We start from the raw sequence: 3,640 nt of genomic DNA on the forward strand, positions 1-3,640 counted from the left end.
CAGCAGCTCGGCGATCTTGCGGGCGACCGCGGCGGCCTGCTCGCGCGGACGCCGCAGGGGCGCGGCGGGGACGATCATCGCCGCCACCAGCGCGACGCCACCACCGATCAGTGCGTCGGTCCAGCGGAGGAACGCGCCCTCGGCGCCGGGCACCAGCGCGGCCACCACGATCGACTGCACGGCCGCCTGGGTGACGAAGAGGATCCCGGCGTCGAGCAGCAGCGCGGTCGACATGGCGAGGAGCACGATGAGCCCCAGCTGCCAGGCACCCGAGCCGATCCAGGTGACGAGCAGGTCGGCGACGAGCACGCCGATGGCGACACCCAGGGTGACCTCCACGACCCGCCGGAGCCGCTGGCCGTAGGAGGTGCCGAGCGAGACCACCGCGGCGATCGGCGCGAAGAACGGCGTCTCGTGCCCGACCAGGTCAGCGGCGATCCACCACGCCACGCCGGCAGCGATCGCACACTGGGCGACCACCCACGACTTGCTGCGCCACCGGGCGAGCCGGCCACGCACGGAGAGCCGGCTGCGGGCCCACATCTGCTCCAGGGGCACCTCCATGCGCGCATGGTCCCACGAGCCGTGGGCGGTGCGCTCAGACCACCGTGGTCTTGGGCGGCAGCAGCTTCCTCGACGCCAGCGCGACGACGTCCTCGTAGCGAGAGCCGGCGAGCTTGGCGAAGTGGTGCAGGGCATGGGCGTCGATGCCGACCAGCACGCGGGCCTGGTTCCTCCGGATGCCCTTGACGATGATCTCGGCGGCCCGCTCGGGCGTCATCTTCGCGAGCTTCCTGTCGAACAGCTCCGCGGTCTTCTGCTTGTCCTCGGTCGCCGCCACCCGCGCGTTGCGGGCGATGGCGGTCTTGATGCCGCCGGGGTGGACGCAGCTGACGCCGACCCTGTGCCTGCCGATCAGCATCTCCTGGCGGAGCGCCTCGGTGAAGCCGCGGACCGCGAACTTCGTCGCGTTGTAGGCGCTCTGGCCCGGGATCGCGATCAGTCCGAACAGCGAGGAGAGGTTCACGACATGGCCGTCGCCGGAGGCGATCAGGTGCGGCAGGAACTCCTTGGTGCCGTGGACGACACCCCAGAAGTTGATGTCGGTGATCCACTCCATGTCCTCGTACGTCAGGTCCGCCACGTCACCGGCGAGCGCGACGCCCGCGTTGTTGATCACCACGTTCACCCGGCCGAAGTGGTCGGCGACCTGCGTGGCGTACCCGGCGACGGCCTCCCGGTCGGCGACGTCGAGTCGGTCGGAGCGGACCTGGGGTGCGCCGGCCTGGGTGGCCAGCGAGACCGTCTCGGCGAGCCCCGCCTCGTCGATGTCGGAGAGCGCCAGGTGCGAGCCCCTGCGCGCCAGGTTCACCGCGAGTGCGCGGCCGATGCCGGAGCTCGCGCCGGTGATGACGACGACCTTGTCGGCGAGGGTCCTCACGCGCTGACCGCCTCTCGCTGCTCGACCGGCCGGACGTCGTACTGGTCGAGGTCGAACCGGGACAGCAGTCGCCTCAACGTGAACGTCTGGCCCGGCCACAGCGTGGTGTTGTTGCCGTGCTCGTCGAGGTACCAGCTCGCGCAGCCGCCGGTGGTCCACACCGTCGGCTTCATCCGCGCCTGGACGCGGTCGCTCCAGGAGTCCTGGGCCTCGATGGTCGGCTCGACGGTCGCGAGCCGCTGACTGCGCATGGTGCGCAGCGCCTCGGTCAGGTAGGCGACCTGGGACTCGATGATGAAGATCATGCTCGAGTGACCGAGCGCGGTGTTCGGCCCGACCAGGTGGAAGTAGTTGGGGAACCCGTGCACGGTCGTGCCCTTGTAGGCGCGCATGCCCCTCTCCGCCCACGTCTCGGCGAGAGTGCGGCCGTCGCGGCCGGTGACGTGCGAGGCCATCGGCTGGTCGGTGACGTGGAACCCGGTCGCGACGACCAGCACGTCGATCTCGCGCTCGGCGCCGTCGGCGGTCACGATCCCACTCGGCGTGACCTTGACGATCGGGTCGGTGACCAGCTCGACGTTGTCGGAGTCGAGCGCGGGGTACCAGGTGTTGGAGATCAGGATCCGCTTGCAGCCGGCCCGGTAGGTCGGGGTGACCCTCTTCCGGAGCTCGGGGTCGGTGATGCCGCGGCGGATGTTGCGCTTCGCCACGGCCTCGACCACGTTCATCAGGGCCGGCAACCGCGTGAACGCCGGCACACGGGCCTCGAGGCCGGCGTACACGGCGGCGCGGGCGGCACGCTGGACGACGGGGAGCCTGCGGAAGACGGCCTTCTCCAGGGCGGTGAAGGAGCGCTCGTTGCGTGGGATCACCCAGTTGGGCGTGCGCTGGTAGACGTCCACCCGGGCGGCGACCTTCTGCAGCTCGGGCACGATCTGGACCGCCGAGGCGCCGGTCCCGATCACGGCGATCCGCTTGCCGGCCAGCTCGGCCTCGTGGTTCCAGCGGGCGGAGTGGAAGACCTCTCCCTGGAAGGAGTCGATGCCGTCGATGTCGGGCAGCTTCGGCTCCGAGAGGCCGCCGCTGCCGACGATCAGGCTGCGTGCCGCGTAGGTCGCGCCCGTGGTGCGGACGAGCCATCGCTGCGCGTCCTGGTCCCACGTCGCGTCGGTGACGGCGGTGTCGAACACGAACCGGTCCAGCGTGCCCGACTCCTCCGCGACCCGGCGGATGTAGGCCTGGATCTCCGGCTGCGGCGAGAACGCCGAGGTCCAGTCGGGGTTGAGCGCGAACGAGAACGAGTAGAGCTGGCTCGGCACGTCGCAGGCCGCGCCCGGGTAGGTGTTGATGTGCCAGGTGCCGCCGACGTCGCTGTCCTTCTCGATCACGACGAAGTCGCTCTCGCCGGCCTCGTTCAGCTTGATCGCGGTGCACAGGCCGCCGAACCCGGCCCCAACGATCAGATGGTCGACGGTCGTCGTGGTGCGGATGTCCTCGCTGGAGCTCATAAGATCGACGGTATTGCCGCTATTGAACAACTGTCAATATAGTGTGACGGGTGACGACCGCCACCCGCTCCCACCGGATCCGGCTCGCGCCGGACCAGCGGCGCAGCCAGCTCCTCGACCTCGGCGTGCGGCTGCTTGCGACCCGGTCGCTCGATGAGCTCTCGATCGACGTGCTGGCCGAGGAGGCCGGTATCTCGCGCGGGCTGCTCTACCACTACTTCGGCGGCAAGCAGGGCTTCTACGAGGCCGTCGTCCAGCACGCGGCCGACGACCTCTTCGCCCAGACCGCCCCGCCCGCCGGCGGTGAGCCGCTCCAGCGCCTGCACACGTCGATCACCGCGTACGTCGACTACGTGCAGGCCAACCACGCCGGGTACCGCTCGCTGGTGAAGGCCGCCGGCGGCGGCAACGAGGCGTTGCGCGCGATCTACGAGACGACCTTCGAGGCGATGGCCGACCGGGTCTTCGCACAGCCGGACGACGCGATCATCCCCGACACCCCCGCCACCCGCCTCCTCGTCCGGGCCTGGCAGAGCATGGTCGAGGACCTCGTGCTGTCCTGGTGCGCCGACCCCACCCCCCTCACCCGCGAAGAGCTGCTGCACGTCATCACCACCTCCCTCCCCGCACTGGTGGACACCCTCCCCTGACCGCGAGGGGGCGCGGTGTGCGGCGCGAGGGGGCGCGGTGT

At 70.5% G+C, this 3,640-nt stretch carries 4 protein-coding genes; 1 reads left to right on the top strand and 3 read right to left on the bottom strand.

From position 1 onward, the window contains the following. The 3 genes from E7Z54_RS18460 to E7Z54_RS18470 form a co-directional block, all read right to left on the bottom strand. Nucleotides 1-564, bottom strand: a 564-nt coding sequence (locus E7Z54_RS18460) for an FUSC family protein (protein WP_206056389.1), incomplete at its 3' end; no start/stop codon positions are given. Between the two features lie 34 nt (nt 565-598). Next, entirely contained in the window at nt 599-1,441 is an 843-nt protein-coding gene (locus tag E7Z54_RS18465; protein WP_136436195.1) for an SDR family NAD(P)-dependent oxidoreductase, read from the bottom strand. Beyond that, nucleotides 1,438-2,949 (bottom strand): flavin-containing monooxygenase, encoded by a 1,512-nt coding sequence (locus E7Z54_RS18470; protein ID WP_136436196.1) that lies wholly within the window; start codon nt 2,947-2,949, stop codon nt 1,438-1,440. Before E7Z54_RS18470 ends, E7Z54_RS18465 begins: the two co-directional genes overlap by 4 nt. 50 nt (nt 2,950-2,999) lie before the next feature. Here E7Z54_RS18470 and E7Z54_RS18475 point away from each other — a divergent pair, with 50 nt between their 5' ends. Further along, nucleotides 3,000-3,599 carry a TetR/AcrR family transcriptional regulator gene (locus E7Z54_RS18475; RefSeq protein WP_136436197.1) on the top strand — a complete coding sequence of 200 codons (600 nt, stop codon included), beginning with the start codon at nt 3,000-3,002 and terminating at the stop codon, nt 3,597-3,599. Nucleotides 3,600-3,640: the final 41 nt, after the last annotated feature.

The organism is Nocardioides sp. (assembly GCF_004803405.1).
Taxonomy (GTDB): Bacteria; Actinomycetota; Actinomycetes; order Propionibacteriales; family Nocardioidaceae; genus Nocardioides; species Nocardioides vastitatis.